This window comes from Bradyrhizobium roseum (assembly GCF_030413175.1).
Classification (GTDB): Bacteria; Pseudomonadota; Alphaproteobacteria; order Rhizobiales; family Xanthobacteraceae; genus Bradyrhizobium; species Bradyrhizobium roseum.
The window spans coordinates 5730851-5754438 of sequence record NZ_CP129212.1; the positions used below are offsets into that span (position 1 = coordinate 5730851).

The following is a 23588-nucleotide window of genomic DNA, read 5'->3' on the forward strand; positions in this document are numbered from 1 at the left end:
CCTGGAAATTCTGTTCCTTGCAGGCGTCCGGTCGTTCTGCTTAGTTTGGCTCCCCGACAAGGCCTGAGGAAACAACAGCGTGGCACTCAAAAACGTCATTGGAATCGATCACGCCGTGGTCATGGTGAAAGACCTCGACAAAGCCGCCGAAAACTACAAGCGGCTTGGCTTCACGGTGTCGCCGCGCGGCACCCACAGCGCGCATATGGGATCTGGCAACTACACCATCATGTTCGACCCCGACTATATGGAATTACTCGGCGTCTTGACGCCGACGGAACATAATGCTCCGGCGCGGGCAAATCTCGAAAAGAACGGCGAAGGCATCGAGCGCATCGCGTTCACGGCGGTGGATTCGGCTTTGGGAGCGGAAGAAATTCGCGCGCGCGGCTATCCGCCGGTCGGGCCGACCGATTTCGAGCGGCCGGTGACGATGCCCGACGGCACGATCTCCGCCGCGAAATTCCGCACCTTCCAGTGGCCGACGGCAGAAGCGCCGGGCGGCGTGCGCATCTTCGCCTGTCAGCACAAGACGCGCGAAACGGTGTGGATTCCCGTACTGATGAACCACGCCAACGGTGCGAAGCGCCTCAAGCAGGTGCTGATGGTTGCGCCTGAGCCGGCCAAGGAAGCCGCGCATCTCGCTAAAATGATCGACCGCGAAACGCGCAACGAGGCAGACGGCGCTGTCGCCGTTCCCTCCGGCGGCGACCGCGCCGATTTCGTGTTCCTGACCAAGGATCAACTCGGCAAGCGCTATCCCGGCGTATCGCTGGCGGGCCTGCCCGAACGCGGCGGCGCAGGGCTCGTGATCGAGGCCGATGTCATGGCGGCGGAAAAGGCGCTGGGCGCGGTCGGCGTCAAGACCGCAGGCGGCGTTGTGGTGCCGCCGGCTGAGGGCAACGGCACGATGCTGGCGTTCGTCGGGGCGTAGCCGGCAGCGCCAGCCACACTGCATCGGGAAGGCCGCAACATGGCGAAGGGCAACATCGAAGCGGAAAGCGACACGGTGGCGATCCGCCGTGGCCGCCCCCGCTCCGCCGAGGCCACCAGCGCCATCCTGCAAAGCGCCTATACGCTGATGGCAACGACAGGCCTCGCCGCCACCAGTATCGATGCGGTGGCGCGGCACTCCAACGTCTCGAAGATGACCATCTACAAATGGTGGCCGTCGCGCGAAGCGCTGCTGATCGACGCGTTCCTCAACCATGCCTCGCTGATGCTGCCGTTGCCGGCATCAGGCATACCAGCGGAACGCCTCAGAAACCACGCCGCGGCCTATGCGAAGGCGCTGCAGGGTGAATTCGGCAAGGTGCAACTCGCGGTGATCTCCGAATGCATCTCGAACACCGGATCTGCGGAGATTTTCTACGAGCGCTATCTCGGCTACCGCCGCACCGCGCTGATCGAATTGATCGCGGCCGGCCAGCAGGACGGCAGCGTCGGCGCTTCCGGCAAGCCGGAAGACCTGTACGACGCGATCTACGGCAGCCTGTTCTACCGCTACATTTTCGGCATCAAGCCGATCTCGCCGGCGCAGGCCCGCAACCTCGTTGACACGCTGCTGAACATCAAGAGCCGCTGATGGAAATGCCGCGTTGGCGCCGGAACCAGGCCCAGGTCTCGCGTGTCACCGCGAGATATCCCCTGCCCCGATAAACGATCTGTTCGTCGACGATCCCGTTCAGCTTCGGCAGCGCGTGAAACGGGATCGATGGATAGGCGTGGTGCTCGACATGGTACGGCATGTTCCACGCGAACCACTTCGTGAACATGCCGGTGTAGGTCGTCCTTGTGTTCTGGAAGGCGCTGCGCGTCCGGTCGCAGCCGGTGTGTTCGGCGTAGAGATAGGGACGCAGGAAAAATTGCCCGACGACCAGCGGCACGATCCACACCCAGAGCAGGATCGCCGTATGCAGGGCGAGCGAGGCAAGCAGCAACACCGCGTAACCCAGCAAGTAAAGGCGCGCCTCCTTCACGACGATATGTCGCTTGGCCTCCGGTATCCAGGGCGCGGTAGCGCTGCCGGTCAGGCCATGGCGAAGCATCAGCCCGAGGCGAAAGGCGACCTGCCGAATGCCGCTATAGGCGATCGCAAGCTGGGTATCCGTAGCCGGGATCGGACCGACCAGCAGTTCAGGGTCACGTGCCGGATCCTGCGTGTAGCGGTGGTGATCCCAGTGAAACAGGCAGTAGTACTCGTAGGGCAATCCGATCGCGAACGACGACAGGTGGCCGAACGCCAGATTGAGCGCGCGACTCCGGAATGCCGTTTTGTGCGCGGTTTCGTGCACGACCATGAACAGGAAGGCCACGAAGTATCCCTGCACGACCATCAGCGGTATCGCCCAGAGCCATCCATAGCTCGACGATACCAGCCAGATCAGCACGCCGAAGGCAATGATAGCGCCATAATGGCTCATCGCGCGAACGATGCCTGGCAGGTTCGATCGCACCGAAAGCGAACGAAGGTCAGCCGAACTCAACAGCTTCTCACCCGTTGCGGTAATGGCCGTGCTCATGGTCGAAACTTCCTTCGGGATGATTTAGCGAAGCAACAGCGCCGAGATTTCGGCGTTGATAAAGGCGCGGTCTGCGGGATTGTTGATGGGATTTCCGGCGCGGTGGCCGTGAATCGATGCAATGGGATGCAGCACGGCCGACTTCGCATTGACCAGGCGGCCGAGCTCGGCCTCGTTGTCGCGGACGTCGAAGTAGCGATCGGTCTGTCCGGGCATCAGCAGCATGTGGGCCTTGATCGCGGCCAGGGCGCGGTACAGGTCACCACCGAATTCGGGACACTGGCCGATATCGCCACGCTGCCAGATGCCGATCTGAGCCAGCAGATCGTTGGCGTCGCGTCTGGTGAACGCGACGTCCCACGACCGCGTGAGGTAGTCCTCCAGAGTCGAAAAACCGGCCTCGCGCCAGAGTTCGTCGCGATAATAGTCGTGCGACATTGCCCATCCCGCATAGACGCGGCCCATCGCCCGGAGGCCGGCGACAGGTTTTTTAACGAAACGCCCGTCCTGCCAGGCAGGATCCGCCGTCAACGCCGCCTTCACGCTTTCAAGAAACACGTAATTGTAAGGCGAGCATTTGGCACTGCCGCAAACGACTGCGGCCCGCTCCACCATGTCGGAATGACAGGCCGCCCAGTGATAGGCCTGCATCCCGCCCATCGACCAGCCATAGACCAGTGCGATTTTCGAGATTCCGAATTGCTCGACCAGCAGGCGGCGCTGGACCGCGACGGCGTCGTGATAGCTGATCGCCGGAAATGGCACGAGCCCGGTGTTGGAAGGCGACGATGACAGCCCATTGCCGAACAGATTTGGAATGACGATGAAATAACGGGTCGGATCGAGCGCAGCGCCCGGCTGAATCAGCCACTCGATATCGGCGTGCTGTGCGCTGAACGACGTCGGATAGACGATCACGTTGTCCTTGCGCGCGTTCAGCACGCCGTAGGTCTTGTAGGCAAGCCTCATCGCCGGAAACACCGCGCCGCTCTGAAGCGCCACATCGCCCGCATCGAAGGTCTGGTAGTCGGCTAGGGTCGTCATCGGCCGATCTCAATTTAATGTACTCATAGTACATTATTTCTGCTGGATTGCAATGGAAGTTTGGCAGGCCTTCAGACGGCGCTCAACGCCATATCGAACGCAAATGCGCTCGCAGCATTTCGCGGCGCGCTTCTGCGTCGCGATCAAAACCCGATTAACCGCCCGCGATCATTCTGCTGGCGCCGCCACGGGCGCTTCCGAATGCGAGCTGTAGACTGCGCTGCCGCTGGTCTTCGCCAGCGCGAACAGTCCTGCCGCCATCACCGCGTAGGCCAGCGCCACGCCCGGGGTCACGCCGAGGCCGCCGCCGATGCCGACCGCTTCGCCGTGCATGAAGCCGAAATAGGTCATGACGGCGCCGGCCAGTGCGAAAGCCGAGGCCTTGAGGAAATCGCGCTCTATCACGAACACGCCGATCGCGCCCAGCACGAGGCCGGCGAGGATCGAGCCGCCGCCCATCACTTCGAGGCCGTGATAGAGCACGCCCTGCTGCGGCAGCGCCGAGATCGCGGCAGCCTTCACCGCATCGACCTTGTCGGCCGCCAGACCGCCCACCGCTTGAGCCGCCGTCATCGCCGACGCGAGCATGGTGTCGATCTGCAGCTTTGCCCAGGCGGCGAGATGCGGCGTCAGCGCCAGCACGATCGCCGGCGCATGCTTGAGCGGCGTGGTCTGGAACGCCTGCGCGCCGATCAGCATGCCGATATAGAGCAGGATCGGTGAAATCGCGACCACGGGCACCAGCGCCAGCAGCACCGAGATGATGCCGAACCACGACAGCAGCACCACCATCAACCCGGTCGCCGCCGAATAGCCGATCCGCCCGCCCATCGCCTTCCAGCCGGGATGGCCGATATAGACCGCGTTGATGAAGGGATTGCCCATCAGGCAGCCGATCAAGCTGACGACGCCGTCCGCCGTCAGTACGCGGGTGGTCGGATATTCATCGCCCGCCGCTTCCGCGCTCTCAACATTGTCCATGGCCTCGACGAGGTCGTAGATGCCGAACGGAATGGCGGTGACGAGGATGATGCCGAGGAATTCGAATCCGGAAAACACATGGCCGAAGGCCGGCAGCGGCACCGAGAAGCCGAAATTCGCAAAGGCATCGCCGACGCCTTTCAGGCTGAGGCCGCCGAGGCCGAGGCCGAACAGGTTCGAACCCCACGCGATGATCATGCCGACCGCAATGGCTATCAGGCCGGCCGGCATGCCCTTCCAGTATTTCACGCCGCCGAACCAACTCACCAGGATGATGGCAAAACACACCAGCCCGATCTGCGGCGTCATGTACATTTCCAGCGCTGGCCGCATCGAGATGAAGGTGACGGAGACGCCGGCGAGCGTACCGAGCAGCGCCGCGCGCGGGGTGATCTTGCGGATGTACGGCGCGATGAAGCCGCCGATCATCAGAATGAAACTCTGGAAGAACACCCATACCAGGCCGGCCGACCAGCCCTTGAGCGGGTCGCCGGTCTTGATCGTGATCGGCAGCATGATCACGAAGGTGACGATGAACATGTGCGGCACGCTGACGCCCGACGGCAGCGCGCAGACGTCGCTGCGGCCGGTCTTCTGCGCCAGTTTGTAGGCAAGATAAGCGTAGTAGAACGTCGAGAGGCACATCATCAGGCCGAGCGCCGGCAGGATGCGGCCAAACACAATGCTGTCGGGCATCTTCAGCACGAATCGCAGCAGTCCGGTCAGCACCAGCATGTTGACGAGGATGTTGGTGCCGAACCCGAACAGCGCGTTCCAGTCGCCCGGCGTCCACAGGGCCGGTTTGAACGTGGATGTGCCTGCAGTCCCCGTCGTGGTCGCGCTCATCGCAATCCCCCTGCTGCTGCCGTTGGTGAAAGTGCCGCAAGTACCGCCGCCGAGTCGGAGACCCAGCCGAAGATGCCGCCCTGAGCCTTGATCATCTTCAGGCCCATCTCGTGGAACTCCGGAAAATAGGAAGCGCAGCCGTCCGCCAGCACCACGCAGCGATAGCCGCGATCGTTAGCTTCGCGCACCGTGGTGTTGACGCAGACCTCGGTGGTGACGCCGCAGACCAGCAGATTCTCGACGCCGTAGCGCTGCAGCACGTCGCCAAGCTCGGTGGCGTAGAACGCGCCCTTGCCCGGCTTGTCGATCACGATCTCGCTGTCGAGCGGATACAATTCGGGAATGATGTCGTGACCGGCTTCGCCCCGGATGAGGATGCGCCCCATCGGCCCGGGATCGCCGATTCGCAATGACGGTGCGCCACGCTCGAGCTTCGCCGGCGGCGCATCCGACAGATCAGGCATATGGCCTTCGCGGGTGTGCACGACCAGCATGCCCGTCTTGCGCGCCGCGTCCAGCACCGCCGCAATCGGCTTCACCGCCCGCGCCAGCTGGCTGACGTCATTGCCGAGCGTCTCGCCAAAGCCGCCCGGCTCCATGAAATCGCGCTGCATGTCGATGATGAGAAGCGCGGTCGCCGCCCAATCGAGCGCGATCGGCTCCGGCTCCGCTGCGAGCGTTGCTGAGTTCGCCATGACGTGCGCGCCCCGAACGAGAACTCTTCAGCGACGATCAAGCAAAGCCCATGCCATTGTGTACAATCACATCACACGTTCGATCTGGAAAAAATCCATCGTATCGTCAATCGATTGCGCGCCGAGGCGAGTCTGCGCGCGGCTTGCTCGCCCGCACCGCCACCGTGCAATTGCTCAACGGATGAGCATACGGCGCGCCCGGCTGCCCGGCCGATCTCCTGTCCGCGCCGGCACCAGCGACTGCACCAGCCAGGCCAGGCCGGCATCCATCATCGCCACCTTGGGAACGACGGCATTGATCGGGAAGCGCGGCAGCGGCAGCGGCGGCGTCGCCGCGACCACATCAAAGCGGGCCCCATGAATTTCCACGAACCGCTTCGGCAGCGCGGAGACCAAACCGGTTTCGGCCAGCACCGACAAAGCGAACATGAAGTTCGGCACGGTCAGCGCCACGCGACGGCTCAGGCCCTTTTTGGCGAGTTCGACGTCCACGAAGCCGGATACATTACCGGTATGCGAAACGACGAGATGCTCCAACTCACAAAAGCGCCTGAGAGTTGGATTGCGCTGGAACGAATGTCCCTTTCTGAAGGCGATGACGAACTGCTCCTCGTAGAGTATCGCCTTGTGGAAACGGACCGGAATATCGTCGAAGGGGATGATCGCCACATCCATCGCGCGGTCTTCGAGCTCCTTCAGCGCGTCCTTCCACGCCAGATGAGGAACGCTGAAGCCCTGCGTCGGAAGCAACTGCCGGATGCCAACATCGATGCCTGGCGCCGCGCTTCGTAGCGTCCCCAGCAGCGGCGGCAGGATCACCGATGAAATCCCGTCCGGCGCGCCGATCACGAAGCGGCGCGTCGACTGGCGCGGGTCGAACGGGGTCGCCGTCGAAACGACGCCCCGAACGAGCGCGAGGATTTCCGCGACCGACGTCGAAAGCTGGAGTGCGCGCTCGGTCGGCACGACGCCTTTCGGGGTCTTGAGAAACAGGGGGTCGCCAAGCAGCGCGCGCAAGCGGCCAAGCCCATGGCTGACCGCGGACGAAGACAGATGCAGCCGTTCCGCCGAACGGCCGACATGGCGCTCCCTGAAGACGATCTCGAACAGCACGAGAAGATTGAGATCGATCCGGGATAGGTCAATTTGCTTCAGCATAATGCTGAAATCATATCACTGGATTCATCACAGGCGAACTGGGATCTGGACGACACCGCGGGCCGGTCGCCGGCCGAAACCAGAATGGAGTGACACAAAATGTTCAGATCGAACCGCTGGCGGCGCCTGGCGCTGAAGGCCGCACTCGCCATGCCGCTCTCGGCTAGCGCCGCAGGCCAACCCATGCCGGCGAATTCCGAGCAGGAACTCACCGATCTCGTCCGCACGAGCGAGGCGCGGGCTTCGGCGTTCATGCGCGGCGACATGGAAAAATGGTCCAGCATGACCCGCATTGCCGACGATTTTACGCTGATGCAGCCGTTTGGCGGCGAAGCCAGCCGGGGTTTTGACATGTCGCCCGAGCGGCTGGCACGGCTTGCGCGTTATTTCAGGAACGGCGATGCCAAGGTCGACCTCGTCCAGTCCTATGCGTCGGGCGATCTGGTCGTCCTTGCCGTGATCGAGCGGCAGCACGGCGAGGTCGGCGGCCTGCCCGACCAGGACTGGTCGCTGCGGGTGACGCTGGTTTATCGCCGGCAAGGCGCGGAGTGGTGGCTGGTTCACCGCCATGCCGACCCGCTGGTGCGCAACATTGGGCTCGAGACCTCGGCCGCATTGGCCCGCGGCGCAAGCCCTGGAACGCAGTAGGCGGTTCAGACCGGAATCAAAGCCGGCTCCGCTGCCGCGGTTTACGGATTCCAGCTCAGCAGCGGGGCGCCGAATGCCCGCCTCCACACCGACAGGAAACGAGGAAACCAGGAATGCGCGACGGCGCCTTGATAGGCCCAGGTCTGGTACTTCTGGCCCGTCTCCGACAAGAGCTCCTGATATCCACCGTGCGTTTCCGTCGCGGTGCGAATGTCCTGCAGGATATCGCGGGCGCCGGCGCGGTACCTGTCGGTGCCGGAACATTCGTCGTAGTCGAGCATGCGATCGGCGAATTCGACGTTGAACGTCGGCCAGCAGGAACGGCCCTGGTAGGCTGGTGCTGCGATCTTGTGGATCATCTTGCTCTGCGGATTACCCAAAGATACCAGGAAATGAGACGTGTCGCGAATTCGAAAGCGCGGCTCGTCCAGGATCAGATCGGTCGTGGCGGCGAACAGCGCACGTTCACTCGGCTCGGTCAGGTCCCAAAATCCTTCGTGCACATTGACGAAATCGAGCGCAATGCCGTTCGCCGCCTCGCCCTCGGCATCCAGGGCGTGCCTGATATGGCCATGCCTGCCGAACAAATCGAGCAGTTCCTTCTTGTATTGCGGCAGCCCGCGCCCGAGCAATCCTTCCAGCCCGGTCCGGTCAATCACCCCCAGCCGTATGCCGCGCACGAAAGTTGCGTAGACGCACGCGTTGGTGACGAAGCGCCGGCGCTCGGCGCGGGTATCGGTCGCGGCGGAACGAGGTGCGGTAACGTCGCACAGCAGGGCCGAGAGGCCGTCCTGTTCGAACGGCTGCAACGCGCTGGCGAGTTCAGATATCGCGCGCTTCAAATCCTCGCGATACTCGGCAACCAGCAAGCGGCCCGCGTGCGCGCCCTGCGACATCGCCAGATACGAAGATTTCCTCTGGTCCGCCCGCAGGATCTGTTCCAGGCCTGCGAGGATACCCAGCAGCGTATCTGACGGTTGCGAGAAGTAGTTGACGCCGATGTAGCGGTCACCTCCGGCAGGAACGATCGTCGTCGTGACGACATTGGCCCGAACGGCCTCCAGCAACAGGTGGACGCTCTTTTCCAGCAACCGAACCCTGCGAACGGCATCCGCGGAATCGATAATGGTCTCGGGATCGAGAACGTCGGGATAGAACCAGGCAAAGTCCCGCGGGTAATAGGCGGATGCGTGCGGCGCGCCCGTGACCAGAAAGGCTTCCTGCGGCGAGAAGGCGCTGTCCATCGAGTGCCGGTACAACGCTTCGATCCCACCCGACAGGTGGGATTTTCGCAAAAACCGGTCACCGAGAAAATTGACGGCCTGAATTCCGTTGGCGACCCAGGTCGCCACCGCCCCCTGGTAAAATCGGTAGTCGCGGCGAGATGAAATTGGAATATTTGGAATATGACGATTCATGGCTTGGATCGACGATGTCCGGCGGTGATGAGTAGCAGTTCTTACAACAGACATCGTAGATTCGTCTTTCGGTCAGATGAACCGCGATGTCATGATACCGTCACAAATGGACGTCGCGTTTGGCTCCGCCCGCGATCAGGCCGTTGGCTGGAAATTCTCGATGAATCGGAGCAGCACCCGCGCGCCGGCATCGGCGTCGGCGGCTTCGACATGCTCGGCCGGGTGATGGCTGATGCCACCGCGGCAGCGGACGAACAGCATCGCGACGTCTGATATGTCGATCATCGCCATGCCGTCGTGGCCCGCGCCGCTCGGCAGTTCGAAGACACGATAGCCTTCTCCAGCAACCGCTTCCGCCACCTGCTTTTTCAGCCACGACGCGCAGGGTACGGTGCGGTTCTCGTGCGTGACGTCGATCTGCAGCGCGAGATCCCGCCGCTTCGCGATGGCCTCGATCTGTCGCACGATTTCCGCCACCGCCAGTTTGCGATGGGCGTCCGCCGGCGCGCGAATGTCCAACGTGAACGAGACCCTTCCCGGAATGACATTGGTCGCACCGGGCAGCGCGGTGATGGCGCCGACGGTGCCGACCAGGCCAGCATCGTCCGTCTTGCAAAATTCCTCGACCGCCACGATGCATTCGGCGGCACCCGCCAGCGCGTCGCGCCGCAGCGCCATCGGCACCGTCCCGGCGTGACCCGCCATGCCGGTGAGGCTCGCCGCCAGCCGCGTGGCGCCCGATATTGCCGTCACCACGCCAACGGGAAGATTTTGCTGTTCCAGCACCGGCCCCTGCTCGATATGCAGCTCGACATAGGCATGCAGTTCGCGGCGGGCCCGCGCCGCCGCGCCGATATGCTCCGGGTCGAGCCCGAACCGCACCATCGCCTCGCGCATGGTGAGTCCATCGGCATCGCGCGTATTGAGCACGCTCTCGTCAAACGTGCCGGCGACCGCCCGGCTGCCGAGCAAGGTGGAAGCAAACCGCACGCCCTCCTCATCGGCAAAGCCCGCAACTTCGATCGCAAAGGGCAACCGCACGCCGCGCCGGCTCAGGTCGGCGACGCAGGCGATGGCGGTGACGATCCCGAGCGGGCCGTCCCATTTGCCGGCGTCGCGTACGGTGTCGTAATGCGATCCCAGCATCAGGCACGGCAGCCCCGGACGGTCGCCTTCGTAACGGCCGCAGACATTGCCGATGGCGTCGAGATGCGCGGCCATGCCGGCGTCTCTCATCCACGACATCAGGAGATCGGCCGCGATGCGGTGCTCGGGCGACAGGAAAACCCGCGCCAGATTGTCCGGCGTCTCCGAAATCGCCCCAAGCTGATGGATCCGGCTGACGATTTCATCGCCGAGCCGTGATCCCGTGGTCGCCTTATCGCTCATGCCGCTCCGTCAGCGCGCGTCGATCGGCGCTTCTCGATGGATGGGCAAGCCTTTTAGCCCCTTCCCACCGTGCACTCAATCTGGCCGTGGGGCTCGTCAGTCGGCAGGAAGACGTCATTGTTGTTATCCAGCCCGAATGCCGACAGGTTCATCGGAATGAAGTGCATGTTCGGGCAGGCCATGCTGATTTCGGAAATCTCCGGCACCGCCGCCAGCGCCGCCTCGCCCATCCGGTACAGGCTGTCCTGCACGCTCATGCTGTAAGTGGTACCGAACACCTCGAGCAAGGTATCGAAAATCCGCGCGTTGGCGGCAGGATAGTTCGCCGGCACGCCCGACCACTTCCAGGAGGCCACCATGCTGGTGGCGCACATCCGGTCGGCGGTCTCGGGCAGCGTGGTGTAGCGGTCGTGCGGATAATTCTCCCAGCCGGACTGCGTCGACTTCATGAAGGCAAAACCGTCGATCCCGGACGTCAACGCCGCCTGCCCCCCGCGCGCGACGGCGACCTCGACGAACGGCTTGCCGTTGCTGTCGAGCACAAAACTGTGGGGATGCGGCTTGCCCCCGAAACTCAGGCGGCTCCATTTGGTCTCGTGCGCCGTGATCGCAACCGAGGCGATCTGCGGATAACTGTCGAGATATCGCCTGGCCAGCACCTGACAGAATTCTTCGGTGCTGAGGCCCGTGTTCTCGCGGGCGACGATGTTGACGATGTTCTTGATCGTATCCGTCGCCACTGAGGTGGAATTGTCGGCGTGGGTATAGGCACGGGCAAAATCGCCCTCAATCATCGCCTTGACGCTGAGCTGGCTGACTTCGTGACGATCGCCGTCCCGGTGGATCCGCATCACCCGAACCCGGCCCTTCCCGTATCTGTTCCTGATCAGCGCCACGTCAGACCTCCAGTTCAAACTTTGATTTTTTCGGGACTTCGGTTGCCCGCTCTGATCCAATATTGCAGCAACGTTCGTGCCAAGGGGCAACATCTTGGGGAACAGGGTCTTGGGGGACGGGCTTCTGGCACGGGCCTTGTATCAGGTGGAGCGGGCCCGAACGCCGCAATCTGGGGGAAGTCCATGACCACAGCCACCGAAACCCATCCGGTCGACGAGATCCTGCCGACGCCGCGGCTGCTGGCGCTCGGCCTGCAGCATGTATTGGTCATGTATGCCGGCGCGGTCGCCGTGCCGTTGATCATTGGCCGGGCGCTGAAATTGCCGCCGGAGGACGTGGCCTTCCTGATCACTGCCGACCTGTTTGCCTGCGGTATTGCCACGCTGGTGCAATGTATCGGCTTTCCCGGCGTCGGTATCCGGTTGCCGGTGATGATGGGCGTGACGTTTGCCTCGGTCGGGCCGATGCTGTCGATGGCGGCGGCCCCCGACATCGGCCTGCTCGGCATCTACGGCTCGGTGATCGCAGCCGGGCTGTTTGCCATTGTTGCCGCGCCTTTTGTCAGCCGGCTGCTGCCGCTGTTTCCTCCGGTCGTCACGGGCACCATCATCCTGGTAATCGGCATTTCCCTGATGCGGGTCGGCATCAACTGGGCCGGCGGCGGCCTGCCGACTTTGACCAAGGTCGTCGACGGCGTGCCCGGCGCCTTCCCAAATCCAGCCTATGGCCAGTTGCAGGGGCTCGGCATCGCGCTGTTCGTGCTGCTGGTGATCCTCGGCCTGATCAAATGGGGCACCGGCTTCGTCGCCAATGTCGCGGTGCTGCTCGGCATCGTCGCCGGCGCCATACTTGCGGCGGCTCTCGGCGTCATGCATTTCGAGAAGGTCGCTGCGGCGCCATGGGCCGCGATCGTGCTGCCGCTGCATTTCGGGATGCCGAAATTTCAGCTGATCCCCATCGTCACCATGTGCATCGTGATGATCGTGGTGATGATCGAATCCCTCGGCATGTTCCTGGCGCTGGGCGAGATCACCGGCAAGGCGATCAGCCGCGACGCGCTGACCCGTGGCTTGCGGGCCGACGGCGTCGGCACCTTCCTGGGCGGGCTGTTCAACACCTTTCCCTATACGTCGTTCTCGCAGAATGTCGGCCTGGTCGGCATCACCGGCGTGCGCTCGCGCTGGGTCACGATCGCCGGCGGCGGCATCCTGCTGCTGCTCGGGCTGGTGCCGAAGATGGCGGCGCTGGTCGAAGCCGTGCCGCTGGTGGTGCTGGGCGGCGCCGGCCTCGTGATGTTCGGCATGGTGGCGGCCACCGGCGCGCGCATCCTCACCGCGGTCGACTTCAAGAACAACCGCTACAATTTGTTCGTGGTCGCCATCTCGGTCGGCTTCGGCATGATCCCGCTGGTTTCGCCGAATTTCTTCAAGAACTTGCCGCACGACCTGCATCCGTTGCTGGAGTCAGGCATTCTGCTCAGCGCGCTGGTCGCGGTGGCGCTGAACGCCTTCTTCAACGGCGTCAGCGGCAAGACGGCGGAAGCCGACGCCGCGTCGGCCGCGGCCTCGGCGACGCATTAGCCGGAGGAGTGCGATCAGCTTCCGCGATAGGTCGCATAGCTCCACGGCGTGACCAGCAACGGCACATGGAGATGGCCCTCGGGGTCGCTCACCGCAAACTGCAGCGGAATGCGATCGAGAAACGGCGGATCGGACAGCGTCACGCCGCGATCGGCAAAATAGCCGCCGACGTGAAATGTCAGTTCGTAGCGGCCGATCGGCACCGGCCGCCCGCCGATCAGCGGCTGATCGGTGCGGCCGTCGCTGTTGGTGATCGCGCGACCTACCACGCGGGCCTCGCCGAGTTCCGACAGTTCGGTCAGTTCTACCGCGATCCCCGCTGCGGGCTTGCCGCTGTGGGTGTCCAGCACATGGGTCGACAGGCGGCCGTGCACGGCAAGCTTGTCCTCGGACGCGACGAGTTGGTCGACACGCAGCGCCGCGACCCGACAGACTTCCTCGATCGACCGGCGCATCTCGGCGCTCGCGTCATTCAGCAACCGGCGTTCGAAATCGCGCAGGATGGAATCGCGGGTGTGACGGCGAACGCAAACAATGTAGGGAAAGCCGAATTTCGTCCGGTAGGCGTTGTTCGCGCGCTCGAAGGCTTCATATTCGGCATCCGAGAGCCGATCGAGCCCGACCCCGTCCTGTTCGGCGGTGGATTCGGCCGTGAGGCCCGCCGCACGTTGCGTCTTGTTGGCAAGATCGGGATGCGCCTTGACCAGTTTCAGCCGCGTTTCGTCCGACGCGCCCTCCACTACCGCCTTCATCGCTGCGAAAAGAGAAGCCACGCCGGCAAACGGCCGCATCGCGGCCACCGCTTCCGCCACCCACGGCGAATGCTCGAATACATTGGCCAATGCGGCGACGAAATCGTCCTTGCTGGCAATGTTGAGATCGGAAAGCTTTTTCCGCATCGGTCCCTGCCTATCCTATATCAAAAGCGTGGTCGGCGAGATCCGCCAGGTTGGCGTGCCAATGCTGCGCGATCTGCAGCCGCGTCGGCACCCAGACCCGCTCGTGCTGACCGATGTAGTCGAGAAACCGCAGCAGCGCCGCGGCGCGACCGGGGCGGCCGACGACCCGGCAATGCAGGCCGACCGACATCATCTTCGGCGAAGTTTCGCCTTCCCGGTAAAGGACGTCAAAGCTGTCCTTGAGATAGGTGAAGAACTCGTCGCCGCCGCCAAAACCCTGCGGGTTAATAAAGCGCATGTCGTTGGCATCGAGCGTGTATGGAATGACCAGATGCGGCTTCGATCCGCGCGACCTGATCCAGTATGGCAGGTCGTCGGCGTAGGAGTCGCAGAGATAAAGCAGCCCGTCGGCTTCCATCAGAAGCCTGAGGGTGTTGATCGAGGTGCGTCCGGTGTACCAGCCGAGCGGAGGCGCGCCGGTCGCCTCGGCATGGATGCTGATCGCCGCCGCGATCTCGGCCCGCTCCTCGGCCTCCGTCATGTCTTTGTGCTCGATCCATTTCCTGCTGTGGCTGGCGATGTCCCAGCCGGCCTCCTTCATGGCGGCGACCGCGTCCGGGTTTCGCTGCAGCGCCATCGCGACGCCGAACACGGTCGCCGGCAGATTGCGCTCGGTGAACGCCCGCCACAGCCGCCAGAACCCGGCGCGCGAGCCATATTCGAACATCGATTCAATATTGGCATGGCGTTGGCCGGGCCAGGGCTGCGCGCCCAGCACGTCGGAAAGGAAGGCTTCCGAGGCACGATCGCCGTCGAGAATGTTGTTCTCGCCGCCCTCCTCGAAATTCACCACGAACTGCACCGCGACCCGCGCATCGCCGGGCCATTTCGGATCGGGCGGGTTGCGCCCGTAGCCGCGGAAGTCGCGCGGATAGGACGGCGCGGCCATGCCTTAAACTTCCTCGAAGCGGATCTTCTGCGCGCCCTTCCACAGCACGGCCTTGCCGAAAGCGGTCAGGTTTTCCAGCCCGGAGGTCAGGGTGATGAAGTGGTTGCCGGCCAGCTGGCCCATCTTGCTCGCAAAATGCACGCCACCATAGGCCAGCAGGATTTCGGTTTCGCTGATGCCGCCAGGATAGAGAATGATCTGGCCGGGCGCGGGATAGCTGGTGTGGTTCTCGTAAGTGACGCCGAAATCGAGATCGCCGAGCGGCATCCAGACGCCCTCGCCGCTCCAGCGCACATGGATCGCCTGGCTTTCGAACGGCATCGCCTTGCGGAAGGCGGCCACGGTTTTGGGCGCCAATTGCTCCTCGAAACGGGCTTCAAAGGTAAATTCGCCGGCGCGGACAATCAGTTGGCTCATCGGTCTCTGCTTCTGGATTACGGGTGAAGGACACGTTCGACCGTATCCATTGCAGCCGGAATGAGCGGAAGCAAGGCCCATTCCAGCCCCGCTGGCCGGTTCGCGCCAGCACGGCGAAGCGATGGCGGCAGCGGATGCCAGCCGTGAGCACGACGCGTAACGGAACGGCCGTAAACGCTTGCCTTCCCTCGATGTTGTGCGTTTCAATCCGCTCAAACATCAGGCGCCCGAGGAAGCACCCATGCCCGCAAGAATCATCGGAATGATCGGCACCCAGCAGGAAGGCATCGCGGTTCACCTCATCAAGGGACAGATATCTCGACAATGGGTGGTCGATTTCACCCGCCTGCACGAGCAGTGGAACTATGACTCCGTGCTCGTTGGATATTACGCCTCGGCCGCCGAAGGTTTTGCCATCGCGCTCTACGCCGCCGACCATACCGAGCGGATCAAGTTCCTGATCGCGCACCGGCCGGGCTCGGTGGCGCCCGCGCTCGCCGCGCGGCAGGTCGCGACCTTCGACCAGCTCACGCAGGGCCGGATGGCGCTGCACATCATCGCCGGCACCAGCGACGCCGACCAGGCCAGCGAAGGCGACTTTCTGCCCAAGAACGACCGCTACCGCCGCGGCGGCGAATATCTCGACGTCATGCAGAAACTCTGGACCAGCGACCGCCCGATCGACCACCAAGGCGAGTTCTACCGCGTCGAGGGCGGCTATACCGACATCAAGCCGTATCAGCAGCCCTACCCCTCGCTGTTCTTCGGCGGCTCGTCCGACGGCGCACTGGAAATGGGCGCCAGACATTGCGACGTGTTCGCGGTGTTCGGCGAACCGCTCAAGGAAACGGCCGAGCGGGTGCAGGATTTCCGCCGGCGCGCGGCAGCCTTCGGACGCCGCGTCGGCTTCAACATGTCGCTGCGGCCGATTATGGCGGAAACCGAGGGCGCGGCCTGGGACAAGGCCAATGCGCTTTTGGCCGACGTCGAGCGCAAGACCGGCGCGGCGCCGCAGCCGACCAACCATTCCGCCGAACGCCTGCTCGGCTACGCCGCCCGCGGCGACGTGCATGACGAGCGGCTGTGGATGGGGATCGCCCGCGCTACCGGCGCGCCGGGCAACACGTCATGCCTGGTCGGAACGCCGGACCAGATTGCCGAGGCGGTGCTCGAGTATTACCGGCTCGGCATTCATTCCTTCCTGCTGCGCGGTTTTGAGAACCCTCACGACACGATGGCAATCGGCCGCGATCTCATTCCGCGCATCAAAGCGGGCGCGCTGGCGATCGACCGGCAGGCGGAAGCCGCCGAGTAAAGCTTCATCCGAAATATCGCAGGTGCTGCAAGGTGCGGGCATAACGCACTGGAGACCAAGAAGAAAACGCATGAAGGAAATTGCATGAAGGCCGTGGTTGTCGAGAACTACGATTCGATCGACGGCATCGCGATCAAGGAGATCGATACTCCGGGCCTTTCCAAAGGCGAAGTCCGCGTCAAGGTCGGCGCGGCGGCGGTTGGCTTCGTCGACGGATTGAAGGTGCAAGGGCTCTATCAGACCAGGGACCCGCTGCCCTTCGTGCCGGGAACGGAGTTTGCCGGCATCGTCGAAGCCGTGGCCGATGGCGTCACTGCGTTCAGGCCCGGCATGCCTGTCATCGGCATGACCCGTTCCGGCGCGCTCGCCGAGTACATCTCGGTGCCGTCAGCGGCGCTCAAGCAGTTGCCGCCGCAGGTTCCCTTCGAGGCCGGCGCGTCGTTTCAGGCCAATTATCTGACCGGACTTTACGCGCTGGAGGCCCGCGCGTCGCTGCGCGAGGGGGAAATCCTGCTGGTGCTGGGGGCGGCCGGCGGCGTCGGCATCGCCGCCGTCCAGATCGGAAAACTGATGGGCGCGCGGGTGATCGCAGCTGCCTCGACGGCGGAAAAGCGCGACTTCGCGGTCCGGTTCGGCGCTGACCAGACCATCGACTACACCAAGGCCGACTGGCGCGACACGCTGAAGGAATTGACCGGCGGACATGGCCCCGACGTGATCTTCGACCCCGTCGGCGGCGAGGTCGCGCTGCAGGCGTTTCGCTCGATCGCCTGGCGCGGTCGGCATCTGGTGGTCGGCTTCGCCTCTGGCACCATTCCGGCGCTGGCGTTCAACCTGCCGCTCCTGAAGGGCGGCGCCCTGCTCGGCGTCGACCTCGCCCAGATCCAGAGGCGCGAGCCGGAGACCCACGCCCGCCTGATCGCACAATTGTTCGACTGGCTGGCATCAGGCAAGTTGCATCCCGTGGTCGGCAAGGTCGTGCCGTTCGAGAATTTCCGCGAGGCGTTCAAGACGATGCAGTCACGATCGGCGCTCGGCAAGATGATCGTCAAATTCGGCTGAAGCCCAGCGTTGACGCAGGACAGGAACTGATGCCTCCGGAAAACAGCAATACATCGCGCCGCCACATGCACACGCGGTCGATCACCTGCGAAGGCTTTTTGCGCGACGACGGCCTTTGGGAAGTCGAGGCATGGCTGCGCGACACAAAGCCCTTTCTCCAGCCCGCCAGCCGTTTTCGCGGCGAACTGAAACCCGGCGACCCCGTCCATGATATCGGCCTGCGGCTCGCGATCGACGAGACCATGACCATCCGCGAAGCGGAGGCCATGATGCGCGGCACACCCTATGCGACCTGCATCGACGTCGAGCCGATCCTGGGCCGCCTCGTCGGCGAGCGCGTCGGCCCGGGATGGCGCGAAGTGTTACGGCGCAAAATTGCCCGGCTGGAGACCTGCACCCACCTGATGGAATTGCTCGGCCCCGCCGTGACCACGCTGTATCAGACCATGTCCCACGGCAAGAATCCCGAGGGCCGCGACTCGCTGGAGGATCAGCAAAAAACCGGCAGGCGGCCGTTCTTCATCGGCGGATGCCATTCCTGGCGCACGGATGGCCCGGTGGTCGCAGCGATGTTCCCGCAGTTTGTGACCGAGCCCGTAGCGAAGGACTAGTCTAGGCGCGCGCGCGAACGCGATCATAGATCGCAAACGCCGCCGCCAATAGACAGCCGGCGATGATGCCGACGGTCAGATCCTCGACCAGGGTCAAGCCGAAGGTCGCAATCAATACACTGGCCGGGCGCCAGGCGTGAAGCAGGCGGAAAAACTCCTCCCTCTCCGCCATGTTCCAGCACACGACCACCAGCACGCCGGCGAGCGCCGAGAGCGGAACAAAGCTCGCCAGCGGCGCAGCCACCACCATGAACACCAGCACGAACAGCGCATGCGCCATGCCGGAAACCGGGCTGCACGCGCCGGCGCGGATATTGGTCGCGGTGCGGGCGATGGTGCCGGTCACGCTGATGCCGCCGAAGATGGCGGAAGCGATGTTGGCGATGCCTTGCGCCACTACCTCCATGTTGTAGCGATGCTTGCGCCCGGTCATGCCGTCGGCAACTTTTGCGGACAGCAGGCTTTCGACCGCGCCGAGCAGCGTGAAGGAAAGCGCTGTCGGCAACAATTCGATGATTGTGGCGTAGGACATCGCTGGCAGGCGTGGCCCCGGCAAACCGTCGGGAAGCTGGCCAAAGCGGCTGCCGACGGTCTCCACCGGCAGATGGAACAGCCAGGCCACGACCGAGGCCAGCACCACCGCGATCAACATGCCCGGCCAGTTTGGCGCGAAGCGCCGCAGCAGGAAGATCAGGGCGGCGGTGCTAACGCCCACGGCAAGCGCGGCGGGATTGAGCGTCGGCAGCGCCTGGCCGAGCGCGATAAGCTTCGGCAATAGCTGGCCAGGTTCGGCAGCAACCAACTTCAAGCCACCGAGATCCCTGAGCTGGCTGGCAAAGATCGTGACCGCAATGCCGGCGGTAAAGCCGATGGTCACCGCATGCGGAATATAACGGATCAGCGAACCGAGCCGCAAAAGGCCGATCAGTGTCAGCATGAAGCCGGAGATGAAGACGGTCAGCAGCAGCCCTTCGAGGCCGAACCGCGTCACGGTGGCCGCGACCAGCACGATGAACGCGCCGGCGGGACCGCCGATCTGATAGCGGCTACCGCCGAGCGCCGACACCAGGAAGCCGCCGATCACGGCGGCGTACAATCCCCGCTCGGGCGATACGCCCGAGGCGACGGCGATCGCCATCGAAAGCGGCAGCGCGACGATCGCGACCGTCAGGGCCGCAAGCATATCCCTTCGAAAGTGGGCGAGTCCGTAGCCTTCCGACAGAACGGTGACGAGCTTGGGACGGTAATGATGCGCGGTCGCGGAGCCATCAGGCATTGCGGGTCAACCGATCGAGGGACTCATCTATTATAGCGAGGCGCGGGGCATGGAACCACAAAAACCCCAGCTCATTGCAGCGGTACACGCGGCAAAGTATCCGCAAAAGCGCGGGCATCATACCGCCAAAATACCCTTAGGTTGTGATCCTCAAGCGTTGCCTCTAATAAACTTCACTGGCACGCCACGGCCGAAGCCAACACGTATGTTCCCGCGAGACGAAATTCTCGCATTGGCGAAACGCGACGAGATGCACGAGGCGCAAAAGGACGCAGTTGGACCCGATCGGCAGTTTGCGCGTGACGCCGCCCCTCGCCGGTGTCACTATCTCGCTATAACAAAAGCTGCGCACGTCGGACGAAGCGCGGCTGCCGAGGGGGAAACAAAAGCGTCAATGTCGGCGCGCGCGTTCCTTTGGCCAACCCGTCCGTTGGCGTCGCATGGGACAACAGATCGTCCATCGTCTGCTGATTTCGTTCCCCGCCTTGCTCGGGGTTCTCTTCCTCTGTTTTTGCCTGTTGCAGGTGGTGCCGGCTGATCCCGCGATGATCATCGCCGGGCCGGACGCCAAGGCTGAGACCATTGCCGCCATCCGGCAGGAACTCGGCCTCGACCGATCGATCCCGGTCCAGTTCTTCGAATACATCATGCGTGTGCTGCGCGGCGATCTCGGCCGCTCCATCATCTCCAACAAGATGGTGAGCGAAGAACTCGCCATGACCATCGGGCCTACGGTCGAACTGATGCTGGGGGCGATGCTGCTAGCCGTACCGATCGGGCTCGCGCTCGGAACGCTGGCGGCGGTCAATCGCGGTCGCATCACCGATCGCATCATCATGGCCTGCTCGGTGGCCGGCGTGTCGATGCCGGTGTTCTTCATCGGCCTGATCCTGATCCAGTTCGTCGGGTTCAAGTGGGCGCTGTTGCCGTTCACCGGCCGCACCGGACCGGTATGGGACGGCGGATTGCCGAGCCTGATCCTTCCCGCGCTAACGCTCGGCGCGGTGCTGATCGGCCCGATCGCGCGGCTGACGCGCACCGCCGTGCTCGAAGTGCTCGGCGCCGACTTCGTGCGCACGGCGCGGGCCAAGGGACTGCGCGAGCACGTCGTCATCATCCACCATGCGCTGCGCAATGCCATGATCCCGGTCGTCACCCTGATCGGGCTGCAGGCCGCGTTCCTGCTCGGCGGCGCCGTCGTCACCGAGACCATGTTCTCATGGCCCGGCGTCGGCCGGCTCGCTGTCGGTGCCATCGTCTCCAGCGATTTTCCGACGGCGCAGGGCGCGATCATGATCCTCGCCATCGCGTTCCTGTCCATCAACCTCCTGGTCGACGTGCTCTACGTCTATCTCGATCCCAGGATACAGCGAAGATGAGCGCCGAGGCCCTCGATACCGGCTTTGCCGAAGTGCGCGAGACCGGCGTGTTCGCTCGCACCGGCCTGTTGCGGCGACTCGCGCGCGACCGCGTGGCGGCGCTCGCCGCGATCGTGCTCACCGTGATCGTGCTCGCAGCCCTGCTGGCGCCCTGGATCGCGCCCTACGACCCCTACTTCACCGATCTCACCAAGGTGATGCGGCCGCCCGACGGAGAGCACTGGTTTGGCACCGACAATACCGGTCGCGACATTTTCAGCCGCGTCATCTACGGGACGCGCAACACGCTGATGCTCGGGCTGGTCGGCGTCATCGTCGGCGGTTTCATCGGCGGCGTGCTCGGCATCCTCGCCGCCTATTACCGCCGGCTCGACGGCTGGATCATGCGGCTGGTCGACGTCATGCTGGCCTTCCCCGCGATCCTGATCGGGCTGGCGGTGGCCGCGATCTTCGGCGCCGGGCTGACCGCCGTGGTGATTGCGCTGGTCGTCGCCACCGTGCCCGATGTGGCGCGGGTGGCGCGGGGTGCTGCGATCGGCGTGATGGGACAGGAATTCATGGAAGCCGGCCGCGCCGTCGGCGTATCCGACCGTGAATTGATCTGGCGCTATCTGACGCTGAACTGCATTTCCACGATCTTCGTGTTCCTCACTTTGCGCTTCGGCCAAATCATCCTGATCGGCGCCGCCCTCGGTTTCCTCGGCATGGGCGCGCAGCCGCCGACCGCCGAGCTCGGCATGATGGCGGCGCAAGGCCGCGACTTCCTGTTCATGGCGCCGCACATTGCGACGATCCCGAGCTGTGCCATCTTCGTGATCGTACTGGCCGCCAATCTATTGGGCGACGCATTCCGCGACGTCCTCGATCCGAGGCTGCAGACATGATCAGGTCGATTCTGAGTGTTGCACTGGCGTTCGGAATGGCCGGCCCAGCGGCGGCCCAGACGCTGACCTTGATGAAGGGAATCGACGCGCCGCATTACGACGCCCAACGCACGACCTGGGGACCGACCTCCGACATCGTCAACATGTTCCAGGATACGTTGGTTGCACTCGACTGGGACGGCAGGACGCCGATCCCTTATCTCGCGAAATCATGGATCATCAGCGAGGACGGCCGGACCTACACTTTCAAGCTGCGCGACGACGTCTCGTTCTGCAGCGGCAAGAAGTTCACCGCCGATGACGTCGTCTACAGCTTCAAGCGGTTGAAGGACCCGGCGATCAAGGGCCCCTTCGCCTGGCGCGCGGGGAACATCAAGGAGTTGCGCGCGACCGACCCCTACACCGTCGAATACGAGCTCGAGGAACCATTCTCGGAGTTGCTGCTGCAGCTCACGATGTTCACCAACGTGATCCACAACAAGGAGAGCGTGGAGGCGCTGGGCAAGGATTACGGCATCAAGGGCGCCGACGGCACCGGGCCGTGGTGTTTCGATCACTGGCACCCGCGCACCGAGATCGTGCTGAAACGCCACGACGCCTACAAATGGGGCCCCTCGATGTACCAGAACAAGGGGCCGGTAAAATTCGAAAAGCTCGTGATCAAGATCGTGCCGGAAAATTCCAGCCGGGTGGCCGCGATGATGTCCGGCCAGTTCGATATCACCCACCAGTTTCCGGCGCAGTTCATTACCCAGGCCAAGGCAGCACCAATGCTGACGGTGACGCCGGCGAAGCCGAATTTTCAGCTGCTCTATTACGGGTTCAAGATCACGCGGCCGATGGTGGCCGATGCGCGGGTGCGCGAGGCCATGAGCATCGCTATCAACCGCGCCGAGATCGCCAAGGCGATCCTGCTCGGCAACGCCGACCCCGCGTTCACGATCGTCGATCCCGCCGCGCTCGACTTCGATCCGGCGACCAAGGGCATCGTCACGGAGGACCTTGCGCGCGCCGCAAAGCTGCTCGACGAAGCCGGCTGGAAACCTGGCGCTGACGGCATCCGCGAAAAGGACGGCATGAAGCTGGCGCCGCGGATCTACTTTACCGCCAACGCCAACTCGGCCCGCGTTGCCGAAGCTATCCAGGGCTACCTGCGAAAGATCGGTGTCGACTGGCGCCTGCAACCCTGGGACTCGACGATCTCGCCGGTGAAGATGGCCGAGCAGGACTACGAAGTCTGGTCGGTGACGGTACCTTACCTGTCGGCCGGCGACCTCATGAACATCTATTTCGATTCAGCCAACATCCCGACGCCGAACCGGATGAACTGGAAAGACGTCGAAACCGACTCCTGGCTGAAGCAGGGCCGCGCGGCGCTGACCGAGGCCGACCGGGCGAAATACTACGCGCTGGTGCAGCAGAAGGTGACGCGCGAGCACCTCTGGATGCCCGTGCTCAACATCAACATGGATCAGGTCGCCAGCAAGAAGATATCAGGCGCCCGGCCGCACATGATCTACCAGAACACTTTTTATAAAGGCCTGGACGTAACGCGCTAGAGCATGATCCGGAAAAGCGGGAACCGGTTTTCCGAAACGATCATGCTCAAGACAAAGAA

General features: G+C 63.6%; 21 protein-coding genes and 1 pseudogene. 10 read left to right on the top strand and 12 right to left on the bottom strand.

Translation table 11 applies throughout. From position 1 onward, the window contains the following. The first annotated feature begins 79 nt into the window (after positions 1 to 79). Positions 80 to 934 carry a VOC family protein gene (locus QUH67_RS27085; protein WP_300942465.1) on the top strand — a complete coding sequence of 285 codons (855 nt, stop codon included), beginning with the start codon at positions 80 to 82 and terminating at the stop codon, positions 932 to 934. A gap of 39 nt (positions 935 to 973) precedes the next feature. Further along, complete coding sequence (locus QUH67_RS27090) at positions 974 to 1585, top strand: TetR/AcrR family transcriptional regulator (RefSeq protein ID WP_300942466.1); 612 nt, start codon at positions 974 to 976, stop codon at positions 1583 to 1585. Here the strand turns inward: QUH67_RS27090 and QUH67_RS27095 are convergent. From QUH67_RS27095 to QUH67_RS27115, 5 genes are all read right to left on the bottom strand, one after another. Beyond that, positions 1572 to 2522, bottom strand: a complete 951-nt coding sequence (locus tag QUH67_RS27095) for a fatty acid desaturase (protein WP_300942467.1) — start codon at positions 2520 to 2522, stop codon at positions 1572 to 1574. The genes QUH67_RS27090 and QUH67_RS27095 overlap by 14 nt on opposite strands. A 24-nt stretch (positions 2523 to 2546) precedes the next feature. Then, entirely contained in the window at positions 2547 to 3566 is a 1020-nt protein-coding gene (locus tag QUH67_RS27100; RefSeq protein ID WP_300942468.1) for an alpha/beta fold hydrolase, read from the bottom strand. A 168-nt stretch (positions 3567 to 3734) separates the two neighbouring features. Next, on the bottom strand, positions 3735 to 5393 hold the full coding sequence (locus QUH67_RS27105; RefSeq protein WP_300942469.1) for a regulator: 1659 nt from the start codon (positions 5391 to 5393) through the stop codon (positions 3735 to 3737). Then, positions 5390 to 6088 (bottom strand): cysteine hydrolase family protein, encoded by a 699-nt coding sequence (locus QUH67_RS27110; RefSeq protein ID WP_300942470.1) that lies wholly within the window; start codon positions 6086 to 6088, stop codon positions 5390 to 5392. Before QUH67_RS27110 ends, QUH67_RS27105 begins: the two co-directional genes overlap by 4 nt. Positions 6089 to 6262: 174 nt before the next feature. Continuing rightward, positions 6263 to 7246, bottom strand: coding sequence for a LysR family transcriptional regulator (locus QUH67_RS27115; protein WP_300942477.1), 984 nt, complete (start codon positions 7244 to 7246; stop codon positions 6263 to 6265). A 99-nt stretch (positions 7247 to 7345) separates the two neighbouring features. Here QUH67_RS27115 and QUH67_RS27120 point away from each other — a divergent pair, with 99 nt between their 5' ends. Continuing rightward, positions 7346 to 7894, top strand: a complete 549-nt coding sequence (locus tag QUH67_RS27120) for a YybH family protein (protein ID WP_300942478.1) — start codon at positions 7346 to 7348, stop codon at positions 7892 to 7894. A 41-nt stretch (positions 7895 to 7935) separates the two neighbouring features. On the opposite strand, the gene QUH67_RS27125 is transcribed toward QUH67_RS27120, so the two are convergent. The 3 genes from QUH67_RS27125 to pucL all read right to left on the bottom strand — a co-directional run bounded on the left by QUH67_RS27125 (position 7936) and on the right by pucL (position 11597). After that, positions 7936 to 9312, bottom strand: coding sequence for a hypothetical protein (locus QUH67_RS27125; RefSeq protein WP_300942479.1), 1377 nt, complete (start codon positions 9310 to 9312; stop codon positions 7936 to 7938). A gap of 135 nt (positions 9313 to 9447) precedes the next feature. After that, positions 9448 to 10701 carry an allantoate amidohydrolase gene (locus QUH67_RS27130; RefSeq protein ID WP_300942480.1) on the bottom strand — a complete coding sequence of 418 codons (1254 nt, stop codon included), beginning with the start codon at positions 10699 to 10701 and terminating at the stop codon, positions 9448 to 9450. A gap of 53 nt (positions 10702 to 10754) precedes the next feature. Further along, positions 10755 to 11597 carry a factor-independent urate hydroxylase gene (gene pucL / locus QUH67_RS27135; RefSeq protein WP_300942481.1) on the bottom strand — a complete coding sequence of 281 codons (843 nt, stop codon included), beginning with the start codon at positions 11595 to 11597 and terminating at the stop codon, positions 10755 to 10757. 183 nt (positions 11598 to 11780) lie between these two features. On the opposite strand from pucL, the gene QUH67_RS27140 reads away from it, so the two are divergent. Next, complete coding sequence (locus tag QUH67_RS27140) at positions 11781 to 13178, top strand: nucleobase:cation symporter-2 family protein (RefSeq protein ID WP_300942483.1); 1398 nt, start codon at positions 11781 to 11783, stop codon at positions 13176 to 13178. A 14-nt stretch (positions 13179 to 13192) separates the two neighbouring features. Here the strand turns inward: QUH67_RS27140 and uraD are convergent, their stop codons facing one another. Genes uraD through QUH67_RS27155 form a run of 3 tightly spaced genes read right to left on the bottom strand, consistent with a single transcriptional unit; the run spans position 13193 to position 15443 of the window. Next, entirely contained in the window at positions 13193 to 14077 is an 885-nt protein-coding gene (uraD, locus tag QUH67_RS27145; protein WP_300942484.1) for a 2-oxo-4-hydroxy-4-carboxy-5-ureidoimidazoline decarboxylase, read from the bottom strand. A gap of 10 nt (positions 14078 to 14087) precedes the next feature. Next, positions 14088 to 15026 carry an allantoinase PuuE gene (puuE, locus tag QUH67_RS27150; RefSeq protein ID WP_300942486.1) on the bottom strand — a complete coding sequence of 313 codons (939 nt, stop codon included), beginning with the start codon at positions 15024 to 15026 and terminating at the stop codon, positions 14088 to 14090. A 3-nt stretch (positions 15027 to 15029) separates the two neighbouring features. Next, positions 15030 to 15443, bottom strand: coding sequence for a DUF3830 family protein (locus QUH67_RS27155; protein WP_300942487.1), 414 nt, complete (start codon positions 15441 to 15443; stop codon positions 15030 to 15032). Positions 15444 to 15684: 241 nt separating this feature from the next. On the opposite strand from QUH67_RS27155, the gene QUH67_RS27160 reads away from it, so the two are divergent. The 3 genes from QUH67_RS27160 to QUH67_RS27170 all read left to right on the top strand — a co-directional run bounded on the left by QUH67_RS27160 (position 15685) and on the right by QUH67_RS27170 (position 18431). Next, the gene (locus QUH67_RS27160; protein ID WP_300942489.1) at positions 15685 to 16758 is read left to right on the top strand and encodes an LLM class flavin-dependent oxidoreductase; all 1074 of its coding nucleotides are present in this window, start codon (positions 15685 to 15687) and stop codon (positions 16756 to 16758) included. An 84-nt stretch (positions 16759 to 16842) separates the two neighbouring features. Next, the gene (locus tag QUH67_RS27165) at positions 16843 to 17820 is read left to right on the top strand and encodes an NADPH:quinone oxidoreductase family protein (RefSeq protein ID WP_300942490.1); all 978 of its coding nucleotides are present in this window, start codon (positions 16843 to 16845) and stop codon (positions 17818 to 17820) included. A gap of 65 nt (positions 17821 to 17885) precedes the next feature. Then, on the top strand, positions 17886 to 18431 hold the full coding sequence (locus QUH67_RS27170; RefSeq protein WP_300948191.1) for a DUF2889 domain-containing protein: 546 nt from the start codon (positions 17886 to 17888) through the stop codon (positions 18429 to 18431). Between the two features lie 28 nt (positions 18432 to 18459). Here the strand turns inward: QUH67_RS27170 and QUH67_RS27175 are convergent. Then, positions 18460 to 19707, bottom strand: a pseudogene (locus QUH67_RS27175) (SulP family inorganic anion transporter); the annotation flags it as partial. Positions 19708 to 20147: 440 nt separating this feature from the next. Between QUH67_RS27175 and QUH67_RS27180 the strand changes: the two are divergent. Genes QUH67_RS27180 through QUH67_RS27190 form a run of 3 tightly spaced genes read left to right on the top strand, consistent with a single transcriptional unit; the run spans position 20148 to position 23529 of the window. Beyond that, positions 20148 to 21086, top strand: coding sequence for an ABC transporter permease (locus tag QUH67_RS27180; protein ID WP_300942491.1), 939 nt, complete (start codon positions 20148 to 20150; stop codon positions 21084 to 21086). Further along, positions 21083 to 21970: an ABC transporter permease gene (locus tag QUH67_RS27185; protein WP_300942493.1), complete on the top strand. Its 888-nt coding sequence runs from the start codon at positions 21083 to 21085 to the stop codon at positions 21968 to 21970. Before QUH67_RS27180 ends, QUH67_RS27185 begins: the two co-directional genes overlap by 4 nt. After that, entirely contained in the window at positions 21967 to 23529 is a 1563-nt protein-coding gene (locus tag QUH67_RS27190; RefSeq protein ID WP_300942495.1) for an ABC transporter substrate-binding protein, read from the top strand. The genes QUH67_RS27185 and QUH67_RS27190 overlap by 4 nt, the downstream gene beginning before the upstream one ends. Positions 23530 to 23588: the final 59 nt, after the last annotated feature.

Coding starts and splice junctions, on each gene's coding strand:
- QUH67_RS27165 (WP_300942490.1), top strand. CDS start 16,843: ATGAAGGCCGTGGTTGTCGAGAACTACGATTCGATCGACGGCATCGCG.
- QUH67_RS27125 (WP_300942479.1), bottom strand. CDS start 9,312: ATGAATCGTCATATTCCAAATATTCCAATTTCATCTCGCCGCGACTAC.
- QUH67_RS27180 (WP_300942491.1), top strand. CDS start 20,148: ATGGGACAACAGATCGTCCATCGTCTGCTGATTTCGTTCCCCGCCTTG.
- QUH67_RS27095 (WP_300942467.1), bottom strand. CDS start 2,522: ATGAGCACGGCCATTACCGCAACGGGTGAGAAGCTGTTGAGTTCGGCT.
- QUH67_RS27155 (WP_300942487.1), bottom strand. CDS start 15,443: ATGAGCCAACTGATTGTCCGCGCCGGCGAATTTACCTTTGAAGCCCGT.
- QUH67_RS27090 (WP_300942466.1), top strand. CDS start 974: ATGGCGAAGGGCAACATCGAAGCGGAAAGCGACACGGTGGCGATCCGC.
- QUH67_RS27100 (WP_300942468.1), bottom strand. CDS start 3,566: ATGACGACCCTAGCCGACTACCAGACCTTCGATGCGGGCGATGTGGCG.
- puuE (WP_300942486.1), bottom strand. CDS start 15,026: ATGGCCGCGCCGTCCTATCCGCGCGACTTCCGCGGCTACGGGCGCAAC.
- QUH67_RS27190 (WP_300942495.1), top strand. CDS start 21,967: ATGATCAGGTCGATTCTGAGTGTTGCACTGGCGTTCGGAATGGCCGGC.
- QUH67_RS27115 (WP_300942477.1), bottom strand. CDS start 7,246: ATGCTGAAGCAAATTGACCTATCCCGGATCGATCTCAATCTTCTCGTG.
- QUH67_RS27105 (WP_300942469.1), bottom strand. CDS start 5,393: ATGAGCGCGACCACGACGGGGACTGCAGGCACATCCACGTTCAAACCG.
- QUH67_RS27120 (WP_300942478.1), top strand. CDS start 7,346: ATGTTCAGATCGAACCGCTGGCGGCGCCTGGCGCTGAAGGCCGCACTC.
- QUH67_RS27130 (WP_300942480.1), bottom strand. CDS start 10,701: ATGAGCGATAAGGCGACCACGGGATCACGGCTCGGCGATGAAATCGTC.
- QUH67_RS27140 (WP_300942483.1), top strand. CDS start 11,781: ATGACCACAGCCACCGAAACCCATCCGGTCGACGAGATCCTGCCGACG.
- QUH67_RS27185 (WP_300942493.1), top strand. CDS start 21,083: ATGAGCGCCGAGGCCCTCGATACCGGCTTTGCCGAAGTGCGCGAGACC.
- QUH67_RS27170 (WP_300948191.1), top strand. CDS start 17,886: ATGCACACGCGGTCGATCACCTGCGAAGGCTTTTTGCGCGACGACGGC.
- QUH67_RS27160 (WP_300942489.1), top strand. CDS start 15,685: ATGCCCGCAAGAATCATCGGAATGATCGGCACCCAGCAGGAAGGCATC.
- QUH67_RS27110 (WP_300942470.1), bottom strand. CDS start 6,088: ATGGCGAACTCAGCAACGCTCGCAGCGGAGCCGGAGCCGATCGCGCTC.
- uraD (WP_300942484.1), bottom strand. CDS start 14,077: ATGCGGAAAAAGCTTTCCGATCTCAACATTGCCAGCAAGGACGATTTC.